The organism is Blastocatellia bacterium, from assembly GCA_035275065.1.
Taxonomy (GTDB): domain Bacteria; phylum Acidobacteriota; class Blastocatellia; order UBA7656; family UBA7656; genus DATENM01.
The window spans coordinates 95,739-112,372 of sequence record DATENM010000054.1; the positions used below are offsets into that span (position 1 = coordinate 95,739).

Genomic DNA, 16,634 nt, shown 5'->3' on the forward strand with positions numbered 1-16,634 from the left:
CCCCGGATGATAGCTCTAAAAGCACCTCGTGGAAGGAGCCCGATGTAATGCGCGCCTCAAGAATCAAATTGCTCCCTTTGCTGACCGCCGTCTTCTTACTCACTGCCTATATTGCCACGCAAGCCCAGCCGTTGACTGACAAGAAACCGCCGGCGGGCTATCACCTGCTGAAGCGCATAGAGGTCGGCGGCGAGGGCGGATGGGATTACCTGACGGTGGATAGCGACGCGCGCCGCCTTTATGTCTCGCACGCCACGCGCGTCGTCGTGATTGATCTGGACAAGGGCTCGGTCGTCGGCGAGATTCCCAACACCAATGGCGTCCACGGCATCGCCATTGTGCCGGAGGTCGGCCACGGCTTTACGAGCAATGGCCGCGACAACAACGTGACGATCTTTGACCTGAAGACGCTGAGCGTCACCGGACAGGTTAAGACCGGCAAGAATCCCGACGCCATTATTTATGACCCGGCGTCGCGGCGCGTCTTCACTTTCAACGGCGCGAGCGCCGACACGACCGCCATTGATGCGGCCACCGGCACGGTCGCCGGCACCATCGCGCTTGGCGGCAAGCCGGAGTTCGCCGCCGCCGATGGTCACGGCATGGTCTACGTCAACATCGAAGACAAGAGCGAAGTCGTGGCGTTTGATTCAAAGAGTCTGAGCGTCAAGGCGCGCTGGCCGCTTGCGCCCGGCGAAGAGCCGAGCGGCATGGCGATGGACCGCCACACGCGCCGTCTCTTCGTTGTCTGCTCCAACAAAAAGATGATCGTGATGAATGCCGACAACGGGCGCGTCGTCGCCGACCTCGCAATCGGCCAGGGCGTGGACGGCGCCGCATTCGACCCGGACACGAAGCTTGCCTTCAGCTCGAACGGCGAAGGCACGCTGACCGTCGTGCATGAAGACGCCGCCGACAAGTACACGGTCGTCGAAACCGTGCCGACGCAGAGAGGCGCGCGCACAATCGCCCTCGACCCCAAGACGCACAACGTCTACGTGGCGACGGCGCAATTCGGCCCGCCGCCCGCCGCCACGCCGGAACGCCCGCGCCCGCGGCCTTCTATCGTTCCCGGCTCGTTTGTCGTTCTGGTCTACGGCAAGTGAAGCGGCAGAGGTAAGGCGTGGCAGTCAACGAAGTGCGCGCACAGCAATGCCGATGTTATGATTCAGGTGTGGATGAGCTTTCCCCATTCGTTTAAGCTGCCGGCTGATCCTTAGTCGCGCGGCTTGAACGGCGACAGAGATGATCACACTGAAGAATCGCACCGCCCGCATCATCCGACAGGCTCTCCGTTCGCGCATCCGGCTCGGCCTTGCCGCCGCGCTGCTCTCTGTTATATGGATCACCAACACGCACGGGCAGCAGCAGCCGACGCCGCAGCAGAACCCGAATCCACCGGCAACAAAGCCTTCGCAAAATCAGAACCCGCCGACCCCCGCGCCCAACCCCGCGCCGCCAACCACACCTGCGCAACCTCCCGCACCCGCCGTGCCCTTTGCGCAACCGGCGACGCAAGCGCCCACGCAGCCGGGCACTCCGATTGCGCTCGGTGATGCCGTGCAGCAGGCCATCAATCAGGCTTCGACTTTTCAGCAGGCGCGCGTCGAAGAGTTGATCGCCGCCGAAGACGTGCGCCAAGCGCGGCTGGCTTTCCTGCCGCGCCTGACCAGCTCGCTATCGTTCACCTACAACTCGCCGTCGCACGGCCCGATGCCGGCGGATGCTTTCAGCTTCATCAGCGCCAATGCCGTGCGCGAGTACGAGCCGCTGGTCGGCGTCACCGGCGACATAGACCTGTCGGGCCGCCTGCGCGCCTCGCTACGCCGCAGCGCCGCGCTGCTTGAAGCCGCGCACGCCGGCACCGAAGTCGCTCGCCGCGCGCTCGTCCAGGCGGTCAACGAAGCCTATTACGGGCTGGCGCTGGCCGCCGCCCGCCGGCGCTCGGCAGAACTGAGCCTGAAGGCCGCCGAAGAGTTCGAGCAGATCACCAACCTGCTCTTTCAAGGCGGTGAAGTCGCCGAGGTCGATTACGCGCGGGCGCGCTTGCAGACCGCATCCCGCCGTGACGAGATGGAGCAGGCGCGCGCCGCCGAGTTGATCGCCGCGGACACCTTGCGCGTCTTTGTCGGTTACGATTTCACTCGCCCGATTGCGGCGACCGACCTGACCATCGCGCCGCCCGACACCAATGAGCTGAACGGCTTTGCTGTGGCGGATATTACAAAGCGACCGGAGCTTCAACAGTTCGACGCGCAGCGCCGCGCCGCCGAGCAGGAAGTCTCTGCCGCCCGCGCCGAGCGCCGCCCGCAACTCTCTTATAGCCTCAACGGCGGCTTCGACACCGACTCGTTGAAGCCGACGCCGCTCAAGCAGCACACCGGCGTCCTCGCAACCATTAGCGTGACGATCCCCCTATTCGATTGGGGCATCAGTCGCAGCCGCGAGCGTCAGGCGCAATTGCGCGCCCAGTCCCTCGACGCGCAACGCGCGCTGGCCTTGCGCACCTTCAACCAGCAGTTTTACTCGGCGCGCGAGCAGGCGCTGTCGGCGGCGCGGCGCGTGCAGATTTTGCAGAGCGCCGTCACCGTCGCCGAGCGCAACGTGCAGACTTCCATCGCCCGCTACCGCGCCGGCGAAGCGCCGATCCTTGAAGTCACCGACGCGCAGACGACGCTCGCCGCCCAGCGCGCCGCCTTGTTCCAGGCGCTCTTCGATTATCAGATCGCGCGGACGCGATTGGCGCAAGCCGCAGGACAGTGATGGGACGCGAAGAAGATAAACTTTTAAAGCTCGACAGGCCGCCCGGCGAAGAACCCCGCACGGCGCGAAGCCGGCTCTGGGTGCGGGTTTCAAGTGTGAGCAGCCGCACCTGGCTGATCGTCACGGCTTCGCTCATTGCCTTCGTGATTCTGGTCTACTGGCTGTGGCCGGCGAAGAAAACCGCTGCCGAAGAAGAGGCCGCGGACATCACCGTCAGCGTGCGCGTCGCCCAGGCCGAGCGCGGCACGATTGCCTCGGAGATTACGGCGCTCGGCACCATCTTCCCGCGCGAACAGGCGACCGTCAGCCCGAAAATCAGCGCCCAGATTAAGTCTATGCCGCTGGTCAGAAACCGCCACGTCAAGGCCGGCGAGGTGATCGCTACGCTCGAAGCCCGCGACGTGCAGGCGCAGCGCGCCGAGGCGGCAGCGGCGCTCGACGAAGCGCAGGCCAACCTGCGATTGCTGAGCGGCGGCACGATTCCCGAAGCCACCTCGCAGGACGAGAAAGCGGTGCGCGACGCGCGCGCCAACGTCAACAATGCGCGGGCGACTTACGAGCGGCGGCTCCAGCTTTTCGAGCGCGGCGGCATCTCGAAAAAAGACCTCGAAGCTTCGCAACTGGCGCTGACGACCGCCGAGAATGATTTGCGCGCCGCCGAAGCCGCCGCCCGTCTGCACCAGACGGCCAGCAATCCGAACAACCGCGCCGCCGCCGCCTCGCGAGTCAAACAGGCGCAGGATCGTCTGGTGGCGCTCGACACGCAACTGAGCTACGCGGTGATTCGCGCGCCGTTCGCCGGCGTCATCACCGAGCAGTTCCAGTATCAGGGCGAGTACGCCGCCGCCGGGGCGAAGTTGTTCACCGTCGCTGATGACAGCGAGGTGATTATTAAAGCGCCGGTCTCTGACACGGTCGCGGTCCATCTCAAGGCCGGCGACCCGGCGACCGTGCTGCCGCAGGAGTTGCCGGATGAAAAGATCGAGGCGTCGGTTTCGCTCATCAGCCCGGCCACCGATCCGCAAAGTCGCACGGTCGAGGTCTGGATCAATCTCAAGAACCCCGGCGGGCGGATGAACGTCAACAGCGCCGCGAAAGTAATCGTCACTACAGAGACCGTGACCGACGCCGTCATCGTCCCGGCAGCCGCCGTCACTTTGAAAGCGACCAACGCCGACGAAGGCACGGTGATGGTCGTCGCGGAAGACCCGGCTTCGCATGAAAAGGTCGCCCACGAAACCAAAGTCTCCATCGGCATCCGCACCTCCGAGCAGATGGAGATTACCTCGGGGCTGCAAGGCGGCGAGGCCGTGATTATCGAAGGCAACTACGCGCTGCCCGACGGCACGAAGGTCGAGATCAATAGCGGCGAAGAGGAAGAGGGCGGCGACAAGGACGAAGGCGGCAAGGGCGAAGGCGGCAGCGACAAGCCTGGCCCCGGCGGCGGCATGCCACAGCAGACCAAGCCCGCGGGCGATAACGCCCCGCCGAATCCCGGCGGCGCAAACCCGAATCCGGGCGGCGCAAAGCCGAAAACGCCTGATGTAACGCCGACCACAAAAGGCGAGCCGCCAGCAAAGCCGCCGACAAAGCCGCCGGCGCAACCGGGGGGCAAGCCTTGAGCTGGGCGCGGGTCATCTCGAATCAATCGCGCGCGGTCGTCGTCTTCGTGGCGCTGCTTTGCGCCGCCGGGGTCTACGCCGCTTTTCGATTGCCCATCGCCATCTTTCCGCAAACCGACTTCCCGCGCATCGTCATCGTCGTCGACAACGGCGTGGTGCCGGCGGCGCAGATGCTGGTTTCGGTGACGCGGCCCATCGAAGAAGCGATGAACGGCATCCCCGGCATCCAGCGCATTCGCTCGACGACGCAGCGCGGGGCCGCCGACATCAACCTCTTCTTCGACTGGAACGTTGACATCATTCAATCCCTGCAACTCGTCCAGACGCGGCTGTCGCAGCTCACCTCTAGCCTGCCGCCGACGGCCGCCATTCGCCGAGTTGACCGCTTGACCTTCGCGGTCTTTCCCGTGGCCGGCTACAGCATCACTTCGGATGAGCGCGACCCGCAATCGTTGCGCGAGCTGGCGGCTTACACGATTCGCCCGCGACTGGCGCGGCTGCCGGGCATTGCCCAGGTGGCGGTCGCCGGCGGCCAGACGCGCGAGTACCACATCGCGGTTGACCCTGAGCGATTGCATGCGCGCGGCGTGTCGTTGCAGCAAGTCGTAGACGCGGTGCGCAATGCCAACGTCATCGATTCGCCAGGCTTGCTCGAAGAAAACCACCAGCTTGAGCTGACGCTGGTAAGCGGCCAGGCGCGCAAGCCGGCTGAGCTGGGCGCTATCGTCGTCACCGTTATCAACAATGCGCCGGTAACGGTCGCCGATGTCGCCACGGTGGGCGAAGGCGTCGCGCCCAACTACACCATCGTTACTGCCGACGGTCACCCGGCAGTGCTGCTCAACATCACGCGGCAGCCGAACGCCAACACGGTTGCCGTCGTTGATGCGGCGCAGGCCGAGCTGAACAGCATGCGCGCCTTGCTTCCCAAGGATGTGAAGGTCGCGCCGTTTTACGATCAATCGTTGCTGGTGCGCGAGTCGATCAAGTCTGTGCGCGATTCGATCCTCATCGGCTTGCTGCTGTCGGTGGCGATTCTTTACGGCTTCCTGCGCAACTGGGGGACGACGCTCGTCGCGATCTTAGTCATTCCGGTGACGGTGCTGGCGACGTTTCTGGCGATGTGGCTGGCGGGGTTGAGTTTTGATCTGATGACGCTGGGCGGCGTAGCGGCGGCCATCGGTCTGGTGATTGATGATGCCATTGTCGTCGTCGAAAACATCTTCACGCATCTGGCGCGCGGCGGCGCGCGGCGCGCGGCGATGCAGGCGGCGGTTTCTGAAATCACCATCCCGATCATCGGCTCGACCGTGACGCCGGTCGTCGTCTTTTTGCCGCTGGCGCTGCTGACCGGCGTGACCGGCGTCTTCTTTCGCTCGCTGGCGCTGACTATGGCGGTGGCCTTGTTGACTTCGCTGGTGCTGGCCTTGACGTTTACGCCTGTGCTTGCCGAGCTGTTCGTCAAAGTGCCGCCGCGCGAGCCGCTGCCAGAGACCCAGTCAGAGCCGCCCCCGCCGCCACACGACGATGCCGAGATGAGCGAGCGCCAACGCGAGATGCGCGCCAACGAGCGCGAAGAAGAAGCCCAGCACGGGCGCTTCCTGCGCGCCATCGTCACGCGCTACGAATGGCTATTGGGCAGCGCGCTCGACAATCGCCCGCTGGTGCTGTTGCTCTGCCTCGGCGTGCTGGTCGTTTCGTACATGGTTTATCGCGGCCTCGGGTCAGAGTTCCTGCCGGAGTTCGACGAAGGCGCGTTCGTGCTTGATTACTTCACGCCGCCGGGCACGTCGCTCGCGGAGACTGACCGCATTCTCAAGCACGTCGAAAAGATGTTGCAGGAGAACGAAGACGTCGAGAGCTATTCGCGGCGAACCGGGCTACAGCTCGGATTGTCGATCACCGAGCCGAACACCGGCGACTTTCTCGTCAAGCTCAAGCGCAAGCGCAAGCACAAGACTGAAGATGTAAAAGACGATCTGCGCAAAGAGATTGCAAGCACCGAGCCGAGCATGAGCCGCGTCGAACTGCCCGGCATTCTCGGCGACCTGATCGGCGATCTGACCGGCTCGCCGCAACCCATCGAGATCATGCTGTTCAGCGAAGACACCGCGGCGCTGCGACAAAAGGCGAAAGAGATTGCCGAGATGCTTGAGAAGATGGGCAAGTCGGAGATGCCCGGCATCGTCGACATTGATGACGGTATCACGGTGACCGTTAGCGGCCCGGCCATCATCTTTCGCGTTGACCCGCAGCGCGCCGCGCAGCTCGGCGTAACGGCGACGGACATCGCCAACACCGTGACGACGGCGATGACCGGCGACCCCAGCTCGGCGATCCTGCAACAGGGCCGCTTGATCACCGTGCGCGTCCTCTTGCCGCCCGAGGCGAAAGCCTCGCTCGACACATTGAAGGGGTTGCAGATTCGCTCGCCGGCAAAGGGCACGCTCTTTCGCCTCGATCAAGTCGCCGATGTCGAATATGACCCCGGGCAGGCAGAGATTGCGCGCGACGGCTTGCGCACGACAGTCGCGGTGACAGCGCGGCTCGAAGGGCTTGACCTCGGCAGCGCCATCAAGGCCATCAAGGCGCGGCTCGCCCGCGAAGTGAAGCTGCCGCCGGGCATGACGGTTGAATACGGCGGATTGTATCGCGAGCAGCAATCGAGCTTCCGCGAGCTGATGCTGGCGCTCGGGCTGGCGGTGGCGCTGGTCTTCGTCACGCTGCTCATCGAGTTCCGCTCGTTCTCGCACCCGCTGGCCATCCTCACCGGCGCGGTGCTGGCCTTGAGCGGCGTGCTGGTGGCGCTCTTCGTGACGCGGACGACGCTCAATGTCGTGTCGCTGATGGGCATGATCATGGTGATCGGCATCGTCGCCAAAAACGGCATCCTGATGCTGGACGCCGTCGAAGATCATCTGGCGGCGGGCGACACGCTCAGAGAAGCGTTGCTGCGGTCGGGGCGGCGGCGCTTTCGCCCTGTGCTGATGACTTCGCTTGCGGCGATGTTCGGCATGCTGCCGCTGGCGCTGGCGCTCGGCTCGGGCGCAGAGATGTTACAGCCGCTGGCGATTGCGGTGATCGGCGGCTTGATGATCGCGCTGCTGCTGTCGCTGATCGTGACGCCGACGGTTTACGCGATGCTCTATCGCCGCCGCATCATGCCGGCAGGGCTGTAACAAAGTCACTAGCGGAGTGACGTAGATACCGTCTTGAAAATCAAGACGGTATCTACGTCATGGCGCAATCGCAGCAGCAAGCTCATCATACTCAATGCGGCAAAGCGATGATTGGCTGACGACTGCTAACGGCTCTTTGGCGCGGTCACGGTCAGCACGCGGTCCTTCCACTGCGATGGCGGAAGGCTCTTCAGCGTGGCCATCTCTGCCGCCAGCATGATCAGCCTTCTCACCGGCTCGATGATGGCGAATTCGACTTCGGCCTTCGGCTTGGCGGCCTGTTCGAGCATGGCCATCTTCGCCTCGCGCCAGCCCTCTGGAGGCGTGATGTCCGAGGCGAGATAAGCCAACGCTTCCAGGCCGGCGCTGCCGATGTCTGCCAGATCGCGCGGCAGTTGTTCGGCTTCGCGCAGCACCGGCGACTTATCGATCATCGCGTCGAGCGCCGTGCGCGCGTCGCGCCACTCGCTGAACATCATCTGAAGGCGCTCGCGGTTGCGGCTGAAGCGCGGCACGTCGCGGAGCAGATCATCCACCAGCATCGCCAGCTCGCGGCCCGCGCGGCTGTCAGCACGAGCCGCATCAATCAAGCGCGTCAGCGGCGAAAGCATCGTCGCCCCACGTCCCTGATTGCGGTGGTATTCTTTGACCGGCTCGACCGTTAACACCAGCGTGCGCAGCGGGCCGATCTCACGGCCACCGGCCAGGCGGCGCAGCATCATCGGCAAGTTCCGTTCGTGCGTCAGCCCCAGTTCTTCAAGCTCGATGCTGACCGCGTCGAGCCGCCGGTACATATCGTCTACGTCTGTGACTTCGCGCGGCGACCACAAACGTTCGGCGATGGCGGCGGTGCGCGGCCAGATGCGCGAATCAATGGTATCAGGGCTGACCCACTCGCCCCACATCGTCGCTTCGCCGCCGAGGATGTGCGTCAGCTCTTTCTCGCTGAGTGTGGTGTCAGCGGCGACCGGGTCATTCTTGTAGTGCTGCCACGCAGGGTACATCAGGTCTATGTAATAGCCTGCCGATAGAATGCCGTCATAGCCTTTGCGCGCCGCCTCGGCCAGCGACTTCGGCCCGCGCCATGATTGGATGACGATGTCTTGCGGCAGGTCGGGGTGAAGAATCTCCTCCCAACCGATCATCTTCTTGCCGAGCTTCTCAAGTATCCGCGACAACCGCTGGTTGAAATAGGCTTGCAGCGCGTGGTTGTCCTTGATGTTCTTGGCCTTCATGAAGGCTTGAATCTGCGGGTTGGCGGTCCACTGGCGGCCATTGTTTTCGTCGCCGCCGATGTGGATGTAATCATCAGCAAACAGCCCGGCCATCTCTGTGAAGAAGCCTTCGAGGAATTTATAAACCTCTTCGCGCGTCGGGTCGAACGTCGGATCAAAGATGCCCGCCTTGCGCTCAATCGTATATGGCCCCGGCGCGCTCGCAAACTCAGGGTAAGCGACCAGCCAGCTCGTCGCATGGCCCGGCATATCGAATTCCGGCATCACGCGGATGCCGCGGTCGCGCGCGTAAGCGATCACGTCGCGAATCTGCTCCTGGGTGTAATAGAGCCCGTCCGAGCCCATCTGATGCAGGCGCGGGTAACGCTTCGACTCGACGCGGAAGCCCTGGTCTTCCGAGAGGTGCCAGTGCAGGACGTTGAGCTTAACGGCAGCCATGCCGTCGAGGTTGCGCTTGATGACTTCGACCGGCTCGAAGTGGCGGCCCGAATCAATCAGTAATCCGCGCCACGGGAAGCGCGGGCGGTCTTGAATGTTGACCGCCGGAATGTAATATCCGCCACGGTCGCCTTCGAGCAGTTGCAGGAAGGTTTCGAGGCCGCGCAGCGCGCCCACCGCCGTCGCCGCTTTCAAGAGCGCCTGCTTGTCCGACACCTCAAGCGTGTAGGATTCGTCCTCGTTGACCGAAGGCACCGGCAGCCCTGGCCCGCGACACTCGATGCGCAGCGTCGCCACCTGCGGGTCGCTCGCCAGGGCGCGCGACAGCGTCATGCCGGTGCGCCCTTCAAGCCGGCGCATGGCGCGCTGCGTTCCGGCTTCGAGCCGGGCGTCGGCGTGGCCAGCGATGGCGACCGCGAACGACGCATCGATCTTCAGCCGCCCGCCCTGAAACTGCATGGCGGCGGGCACCGGCATCAGGCGATGTTGCCGTCGCATGGGCTGACTGGAGTCCTGGGGCTGCGCGCTCGCCTGCAACACGCACAGCAGAATGAGGCCGATAGTGAACTTGGCGTTTTTCATTCCTACCCTCAATCGGTTTTGAATTCTTGCAGCTTGTTGGGCCACCATTATAGCAAACCTTTCGTCAATCTCTTAACGCGGCGACGCGTTCGGCGAGCCGGCGCGGCGCGGCAAAATTGGAAAAGCACAGCGGTCTTTGATAGACTTTCCGCGACACTCAATCGCCGGACTCAGGAACAGCATGAAGCAGGTGACTTATCGAGGGCGCGGCCTGTTGGCTTTCGCGCTGCTGATCGCGGCGCTGCTCTCCCTGCGTGTGACCGCGGCACCGGCCCAGCGCGCCACGGAAGCCGCCCAGCTCAAGCAAGCCATAAGCAATTTGAAAGCGCATGATCTCGGCAAGGCCGAGGCGGTGCTGCAAGCCATCTTGAAGCGGCGGCCCGCTCAGCCCGATGCGCTCAACTTTATGGGCGTCATACGCGCCGAGCAAAAGCGATTCGCCGAAGCCGAAGCCTTCTTTCAACGCGCCATCCAGAGCGCGCCACGCCTTGTAAGCGCGCACCTGAACCTCGCTTACCTCTACAAACAGACGGGCCAGCCGGCGCGCGCTTTGGCGATCTTTGAAAACGCCGCGAAGGTTTTTCCCGCCCACCCTGACATCCTCTTTAACCTGGCGCTGCTCTACGCTGACCGCGGCGACTTTCCGACAGCCATCAAGACATTGACCGCGATCCCGACGACCGCTCGCCCGGCGGATTACTGGGAAGTGCTGGCGCGCTTGCAGGTCACCGCCGGCGATTTTGCGAAAGCCGAAGAGAGTCTGCGCCAGGTGCTACTGCAAAAGCCCGACTCGATCACCGCGCTGCGTCAGCTTGCCGGGGTGCGGCTCAAGCTGGGCGATACGCCGCACGCCTGGGAAGCCATCGCGCAAGCCCTCAGACTAGCGCCGAACTCTACCGACCTGCTTTATGAGTTCGCCCAGTTGAGCCTGCAAAATCAGCTCGCCGGCGAAGCGGTCATCGCCATGCGCAAAGCGCTGCTCCTGGAAGCCGACCGGCCCGAATACCTGTTTCTGTTAGGCGAAGCGCTGCTCAACACAGAAGACTATCACCCGGCGCTGACGCCCTTCGAGCGCTATGCGCAACTGCGACCCGCCGACCCGCGCGGCCATCTTTATCTCGGCTGGACTTACTATCTCGAAAAAGATTTCGACAAAGCGCGCCTGCATCTCGACCAGTGTTTGAAGCTCAATCCCGAAGAGACGGATGCCTACTATCATCTCGGCGTCATCGCCTATGAAGTCGGCGAGCTGGGCCGCGCTCAAGAGCTGTTCGCGCAAGTCATCCGTCGGCAATCGGCGCACGCCCGCGCCCACCTCGGACTCGGCATGGTTTATGCGGCGCAAGGCCAGTACGAGCGGGCGCGCGACGCGCTCGAAGCCTCGGCCCGCGGCGACGGCGACGAGCCGAAAGTTCATTATCAGCTCAGCCAGGTTTATGCGCGGCTCGGCGACCTGGGGCGCGCCCGCCAGGAGCAACAGCTTTACACGGAGGCCCAGAAGCGCGCCAAAGACAAGCTCCGCTCAAGCCGGCAGCAGCCCTTTACCGCCGCGCCGCGCCCCGACACCCGGCAATAAGGTCAAGGTAGTCAGCTGCCGCTTCCTAAAGGGAGGCGGCTTGTGCCTGCGGATGCGACACCATGCGCTTGTTGACAGTAGCGCGAGAACGGATGTTTAACGCGGCGTTGTAATCAGCATTGGAACTATGCGAACAGGACTTACAGGCAAACTCAGACTGCGATTTGCGATTCGCTTTCTCACAGTGACCGCAGCGCGAGCATGTACGACTTGTGTTGCGCGGGTCTACCGCAATCACGCTGACACCTTCGCGCCTTGCTTTGTAGGTCACAAAAGCTCTGAGTTGAGAGAAAGTCCAGTTGGAATGCTTGGCCCTGTCTTTGTGCCTAACCGTTGTCCGTTGGCGAATGTGCGTCAATTCCTCCACCACTATCGCCCGCTTTGTGTCTTTGGCTTTAGAGACAAGTTCCTTGCTGATTCTATGATTCACGTCACGTTGATAGCGGCTCTGTTTGCCGCTCAACTGTTTAAGTCTGCGCTTGGCCGAGCGAGTGCCGACGCTTTGAAGTATGTTGCGGCGGCTCTGATACCAGTGGCGATTCTTCTCTATAGATTCGCCACTGTAGGTCTGCCCATCCGAGTCAGTAGCAATGTTGACGATGCCGAAATCAACACCGATAGCGTCATCAATTTCTTGCGGCGTCGGCTCTGGAATCTCACAGACAGCAAGCAGAAAGAAATTGCCCTTGCGATGCACAAGGTCAGACTCGCCTTGTCTGGATTCAAGCATTTTTTTCTGACGCTCACCACACAGGTAAGGGATTGGCTGGCGACCGCCAACCGTCCAGATGTTGACGAATCGCTTGTCAGTACGCCACGTCAGAATGCGATCATCGTAAGCAATCGCGCCATATGGCTTGAATCGCCTTTGCGTCTGTTTGTCCAGCTTGTAGGCGTCTGCAACCTTAGCGATACATCTGACTACAATCTGAGCCGAAAGGCCGAATTGCTCTCTCACTTTCGAGTAATAGGCTTTATGGATTGCATACTGCCCAAATGTCTGAGAGTCCCACGCAAGTTCACTGATAGCGTTACAAGCGGCGTTCGCTTGCTCAAGCGTTTGCTTGAGCAGTTTAGCTTGTTCTCTACTCGGATTCAGCTTTACTTGCGCTATCAATTTCACAACCGAAGTATGGCAGACGTTCAAGTATTGAAGCAAGTGGAGATATATGGCGGATGGTTTGGGCGCTGCGGACTATTACTCCTCCCGGCACTAAAGTACAGGGTTTCCGCTCTCACTGACGAAAGGCACTACGGATGAAACTTACGTTGTGGCTCATCTTGATATCCGCCTTGCTCACCCTGCTGCCGCGCCCGCTGGCGCTCGCGAGCGCCAGCGCCAATGGCAATGTCAAGTTCGTGGACGTGACTGAAGCCGCGGGCATACGCTTCCGTCATGTCTCGGCTCCCGAAAAGAAATACATCGTCGAATCGATGAGCGGGGGCGTCGCCTTGTTCGACTTTGACAACGATGGCTGGCTTGATGTTTACCTGACCAACTCGCTGACGGTCGAAACCGCGACGGACCCGAAAAGCTCGCGCAGCGCGCTCTATCGCAACAATGGCAATGGCACGTTCACAGACGTGACTGACAAAGCCGGGCTGGCTTACCCGGGCTGGGCGATGGGCGTGGTGGCCGCCGACTACGATGGCGACGGCTGGACTGATCTCTACGTCACCTGCCTGGGGCCGAACCACCTCTACCGCAACAAAGGCGATGGCACGTTCGAAGAGGTGACGAAGAAAGCCGGCGTAGACGACCCGCGCTGGTCCGCGGGCGCGGCCTTTGGCGATTACGACAATGATGGCAACCTCGACCTCTTTGTTGCGAACTATGTGGACTTCCGGCTGAATGGCTTGCCGGAATTCGGCAAGGGCAAGTTCTGCCAGTATCGCGGCCTCCCCGTGCAATGCGGGCCGCGCGGCCTGCCGGGCGCAGGCGACTCGCTCTTTCACAACAACGGCGACGGCACCTTCACCGATGTGTCCAAGAAAGCCGGCGTCGATGACCCCGATGGGCGCTACGGCATGACGCCGCTGTGGAGCGACCTGGACGGCGATGGCTGGCTCGACCTTTATCTGACCAACGACTCCGGCCCGAATTTTCTCTATAAGAACAACCACGATGGGACATTCGCGGAGATCGGCCTGCTGTCGGGCTCGGGCGTCGGCGAAGACGGTAACGAGCAAGGCTCGATGGGGCTGGCCATCGGCGACTATGACCACGATGGCTTGCCGGATATTTTCGTCACCAACTTCGCAGACGAATACAACACGCTCTATCGTCAGGAAAAGGGCGGCTTCTTCAAAGATGTGTCGTTCGCCTCGAAGCTCGCGCAGATCAGCATTCCTTTAGTCGGCTGGGCGACGGACTTCGTAGATTATGACAACGACGGCTGGATCGATCTGCTGGTGGTGAACGGCCACGTCTATCCGCAGGTCGATAGCATCAACGGCGCGGCGACCTATGCACAGCGCGTCCTGCTCTTTCACAACGAGCACGATGGGACGTTTGCGGAAGTGGCGGCCACGTCCGGCGATGCGCTGATGGCCCGGCGCGTCGGTCGCGGCGCCGCGTTTGGTGATATCGATAACGATGGCGACATCGATGTGGTCATCAACAACCTGGACGGCACGCCGGTCGTTCTCAGAAACGAGGGCGGCAACGCCAATAACTGGATCACCATCAAGACCGTCGGCACGCGGCGCAACCGCGACGCGCTCGGCGCGCGAATCAAAGTCGTCGCCGAGGACCTGACTCAGACGATGGAAGCGCGCAGCGGCGGCAGCTACATTTCGCAAAGCGACAGCCGCATTCACTTCGGGCTCGGCAAGAAAGCGCGCGTTGACCTGATCGAGATTCGCTGGCCGGACGGCAAGCTTGAGACGATCAAGGATGCGCCCATCAATCAATTCGTCGTGATTGAAGAAGGCAAGGGGATTATTAAGAAGACACCGCCGGCCCGCTCGCCCGTCAAATGAAGGTTGGCGCGCGCCTGAAAGGCAAAGGAGACTGCAATGAAGAAGACCATGACCGCCGTCATCTTGCTCGCCCTGTTCACTGCGTTCGCGGTGCCCCGGCAGTCGCCGGCGCAAACGCCCGCGCAATCCGAGTCGGTCAAGCTGCGCGCCACCGAAGTCTTCGTTGACGCCGTGGTCTTCGATAAGCGCAACCACCTGATTAACGACCTGACGCGCGATGATTTTGAAGTCTTCGAAGATGGCGCGCAGCAGGAGATTACTTCGTTCCGCGTCTTTCACGGCGGCGCTACGAAACCGACGACGCCGCCGGCCCGCAGCGAGCAAACCGCCAGCCCGCAGCCTATCGGCAGCGAAGAAACGCCGGCCCCCGCGCGCGAGCCCGGCAACCTGCTGATCGTCTTGCTCGATTATTCGACCACGCAGTTCGAGCATCAGAAGCTGGTGCGCGAGGCGTCGCTCAAGTATGTCGAGCAGAAGTTGCAGCCCAATGACTTGATGGCGGTCTTTTCGCTGGGCGCGTCGCTGCGCCCGCTGACCGATTTCACCAACGACAAAGCGAAGCTGATGGCGGCGCTACAAAAGACCGACCCGACCGGCTCAGGGCTGGCCGCCGACCGCGCCACTCTGAGCGCGACGATTGCCACAGGCCAGTCCGATCAAGTGCAGAGCGCTGCCAGCAGCGTCCCCTCGGCAACGCCTTCAGGGCCGGGCGCGGCCGCCCAGGGCGCGGCACTCGGAAACCAGCTGGCGGGCATGCAAGCCGCGCTGATGGCTCAACAGATCGCCGAGATGGATTACATCATGCGCTCGGCGATGGATCAGCGACAGAGCCGTAACGTGCTGACGGCGATCCGCGCCATTGCGATGGGCGTCAAGGGCATCAAAGGGCGCAAGACGCTGCTGCTCTTTTCCGAAGGCTTTGTTGTCGGGCCGACGATTGAGCAAGAGATGCAAACGACGGTGAGCCTGGCGAACCGCTCGCAGGTAGCGATCTACTGCATAGACGCGAAGGGATTGGAGACCAAAGAGCTGTCGGGGAGCCTGGTTCAGCATGACGAGCTGACCAGCACGGTCTCGGTCAGCTCGGAAGAGAAGAAGCGCGCCATCGGCGGCGAGACCGTCTTTGACCGCGCCCGCAAAGTCGGCCCTGATTTGCAAGAGAGTCCGCTGCGCCATGTGGCTAACGAGACCGGCGGTTTCTTCATCCGCAACACCAATGACCTCAGCACAGGTCTTGATCGCATCGATCAAGAGATGCGCACCTATTACTTGATCTCCTATCGCCCCAAGAATGAAAAGCTCGATGGCCAGTTCCGGCAGATTCGCGTCGGCCTCAAAAAGGCGGGGATGACCGTCAGAGCGCGCACAGGCTACTACGCGCTGCCGCCGGAATACGAGCTGCTGACGCCTGACGAGTACCAGGTCGTGCAGCAGGTTCGCAGCACCGAAGCGGCGGCCAGAATACCGACCTTCTTGCGGGTCGCGGGATTTCAAGCCGACGCCGGCCAGTATCGCATCCCGGTGATTCTTGAAATTCCGACCGCGGCCATGCGCTTTGAAAAGAAGAACGACAAGGCATCGGCCCGTCTGCAAATCATCGGCATCGTCCGCGACAGCGAAGGCCGCTTCGCCACGCGCTTCGGCGGCATGGTGCAGATCGCGCTGACTGAAGCGCAATATAACGTCTTGAAGCCCGGCACCATGAGCTTCGTCAATTATGTGCGACTGCCCGCCGGGGCAAAGTACACTTTCGAAGTGCTGGTCAAAGACCCCATGTCGGGCAAAGTCTCCGAGAGTCAGCAACCGCTTCAGCTCCGCGCCGTCGAGCCGACGCTGGCCTTAAGCACGATCCTGCTGTCTAAAGAAGTCGATCAATCGCCGCAAACGACCGACGAGTTTCTGACCATGCAAGGGGTGAAGATATTGCCCTCGGCGCGCTGCCAGTTTCGCAATGGCGACAACCTGATTTTTTACTTCGAGGTTTATAACCCGAAGCCCGACGGCGCGGGGCAAAAGACCGATGTCGCTATCGAGCTGTCGCTGCTGAAAGATGGCAAGCCGCTGAATGCGCGACTGCCGCGCTATCAAGCGACCGACTATGCCGCCGCGCCGGTGCCGCACCTGACCTTCGCGCGTTTCTTGCACCTGGCCGGCCTCGCCTCGGGCAATTACACCCTGGTCATCGATGTAAAGGACAGCCTGGGAAATAAGACGGCGCGCGGGCAGGCCGACTTCGAGATCGTGAACTGAGGATAAT

At 62.2% G+C, this 16,634-nt stretch carries 9 protein-coding genes; 7 read left to right on the forward strand and 2 right to left on the reverse strand.

Going from position 1 to position 16,634, the window contains the following annotated elements:
- Window positions 1-47 precede the first annotated feature (47 nt).
- From VJ464_11825 to VJ464_11840, 4 genes are all read left to right on the forward strand, one after another.
- Complete coding sequence (locus VJ464_11825) at window positions 48-1,106, forward strand: YncE family protein (protein ID HKQ05814.1); 1,059 nt, start codon at window positions 48-50, stop codon at window positions 1,104-1,106.
- Window positions 1,107-1,245: 139 nt separating this feature from the next.
- Complete coding sequence (locus VJ464_11830) at window positions 1,246-2,763, forward strand: TolC family protein (protein HKQ05815.1); 1,518 nt, start codon at window positions 1,246-1,248, stop codon at window positions 2,761-2,763.
- Window positions 2,763-4,385 carry an efflux RND transporter periplasmic adaptor subunit gene (locus tag VJ464_11835; protein ID HKQ05816.1) on the forward strand — a complete coding sequence of 541 codons (1,623 nt, stop codon included), beginning with the start codon at window positions 2,763-2,765 and terminating at the stop codon, window positions 4,383-4,385. Before VJ464_11830 ends, VJ464_11835 begins: the two co-directional genes overlap by 1 nt.
- On the forward strand, window positions 4,382-7,564 hold the full coding sequence (locus VJ464_11840) for an efflux RND transporter permease subunit (GenBank protein ID HKQ05817.1): 3,183 nt from the start codon (window positions 4,382-4,384) through the stop codon (window positions 7,562-7,564). Before VJ464_11835 ends, VJ464_11840 begins: the two co-directional genes overlap by 4 nt.
- A gap of 125 nt (window positions 7,565-7,689) precedes the next feature.
- Here VJ464_11840 and VJ464_11845 read toward each other — a convergent pair whose 3' ends face one another.
- Window positions 7,690-9,819 carry a family 20 glycosylhydrolase gene (locus tag VJ464_11845; protein HKQ05818.1) on the reverse strand — a complete coding sequence of 710 codons (2,130 nt, stop codon included), beginning with the start codon at window positions 9,817-9,819 and terminating at the stop codon, window positions 7,690-7,692.
- Between the two features lie 181 nt (window positions 9,820-10,000).
- Here VJ464_11845 and VJ464_11850 point away from each other — a divergent pair, with 181 nt between their 5' ends.
- Entirely contained in the window at window positions 10,001-11,395 is a 1,395-nt protein-coding gene (locus VJ464_11850) for a tetratricopeptide repeat protein (GenBank protein ID HKQ05819.1), read from the forward strand.
- Window positions 11,396-11,420: 25 nt separating this feature from the next.
- On the opposite strand, the gene VJ464_11855 is transcribed toward VJ464_11850, so the two are convergent.
- On the reverse strand, window positions 11,421-12,518 hold the full coding sequence (locus tag VJ464_11855) for a transposase (protein HKQ05820.1): 1,098 nt from the start codon (window positions 12,516-12,518) through the stop codon (window positions 11,421-11,423).
- Window positions 12,519-12,652: 134 nt separating this feature from the next.
- Between VJ464_11855 and VJ464_11860 the strand changes: the two genes are divergently transcribed.
- Both VJ464_11860 and VJ464_11865 read left to right on the forward strand, forming a co-directional pair.
- The gene (locus VJ464_11860; GenBank protein HKQ05821.1) at window positions 12,653-14,377 is read left to right on the forward strand and encodes a CRTAC1 family protein; all 1,725 of its coding nucleotides are present in this window, start codon (window positions 12,653-12,655) and stop codon (window positions 14,375-14,377) included.
- A gap of 36 nt (window positions 14,378-14,413) precedes the next feature.
- On the forward strand, window positions 14,414-16,627 hold the full coding sequence (locus VJ464_11865) for a VWA domain-containing protein (GenBank protein ID HKQ05822.1): 2,214 nt from the start codon (window positions 14,414-14,416) through the stop codon (window positions 16,625-16,627).
- Window positions 16,628-16,634 lie beyond the last annotated feature (7 nt).